The following is a 1,569-nucleotide window of genomic DNA, read 5'->3' on the forward strand; positions in this document are numbered from 1 at the left end:
TTAGTGGCTGGTGAATTAGGCAACATTCCGGCTACCTGAAACGTGAATTTGATAGTGAATTAAGATGGATTCCTGCTTATATTTTACAAAAATCAAAATTGGTCCATTAAAAAGCCTTAATAGCATCTTTAGATTGGCTAGATTGATCGCAATATCAATCGTCACTGCGATGCTGGCTACCGTTTTAGTCCGCACCAATGAAAGGCCCAAAGGGCCTTTCATGAAGGCAAAACCGCGTTCAATTTTCCCGCGCCGCTTCTCTGCGTCACGATCAATTTGCCGCTGCTTAGCATCCATCTTTTTAGGCTTACGTCCTAAACGTGGTCCCGACAACCTAATGCCTAGTCGTTGACAGAGCTGACGATTCTCGCGGGTACGATAAAGTGTGTCAGCTAAGATTTCATCGGGATAATAACCATGCACGTCGAAATAATGATCGATGGTTGTTGCTAAATCTTGGCTTTCATTGAACGCCTTAAAATCAAATCGTTCGATATCGATCATGCCATCGGCAATTGAAGCATCAATTTTGGGACCAAATTCGGTTCGTTGTTTGGCTTTACCACGGTTAATCGGGCGAATCCACGGTTGTGCCAAGCTAACAATCCGTCCTGGGACCCGATGGGTCCGATTTTCATACATGAACATTTGCTGGTCAAAAAGTTCACGAATCACAGCCAATCGTTTGGTTTGCCTTTCGTTAAGAGAGGCACCGTGGGCCAACAGCACATCGATATAACGTAGATCACGTCGGACATACTGGAGCTGTACTTTGATCTGCTTGCGTGTTTCCTTAGCCCAACGCCGCGGTTTTCTAGCAAAAGCGGTCCACTTAGCTTTTGCTTCACGTTTGTAGGTTCGTGGAGGCTTGATTTGCAACTGATGAGCCATGTCTAATAACATTTCTTCTAGATTGAGCCGAGCTTGATTTAGCAGCGAAGTATCTTGTGGAAAACGAATTTCAATTGGCACCGCAGTAGCGTCTGTGATCAAGACACGGAGCTCATCATCTGGCAATAAGCTTTGAATTTGTTCGCGCAAGGTATCACTGATGATATTTCGCACTAGTTCCGTTATTTGACCCATGCGTCGTCTAAAATAAACCAAGGTTGAGTGGTTGAACGGCAGGTCGGTTGTGTAGGTGTCTAGCCCGATAAAGTACTGGTAAGCCGGGGTATCACGAATAGCGGTAACGACCGAACGGTCGGTTAGATGTTCTGCTTGCTTGATCAAACTGGCACCGTAAAGCAGACGAAAGGGTTTAGCAGCGCGCCCACCCATCTCAGTAAAAAGAAGTTGATAGGCTTCATCGAGCTGTTGCCACGGGAGCATGTCGGCTAATTGAACCCACTCATTGTCGGAAGAGAGTGGCACACCAAGGCCGTTGTTAAAGGATTGAAATGACAATTGGGTAGCACGATGTCGATAAGCCATGATGGTTTCCTCCAGGAAAAATAAAAAGTGCAAGGAAAACAGGCGTTAGCCCATGTTTACTTTGCACTAATTATAATCTTTACTATTCTTTGATGCCAATAAAGCTTGCAGTTATGCTGCTTTCACCAGCCACTA

General features: G+C 45.2%; 1 protein-coding gene. It reads right to left on the reverse strand.

From position 1 onward, the window contains the following. Window positions 1-15: 15 nt before the first annotated feature. Window positions 16-1,434, reverse strand: a complete 1,419-nt coding sequence (locus ACWP87_RS13720; RefSeq protein ID WP_003605947.1) for an IS5-like element ISLrh3 family transposase — start codon at window positions 1,432-1,434, stop codon at window positions 16-18. Window positions 1,435-1,569 lie beyond the last annotated feature (135 nt).

This window comes from Lacticaseibacillus sp. 22, from assembly GCF_055413445.1.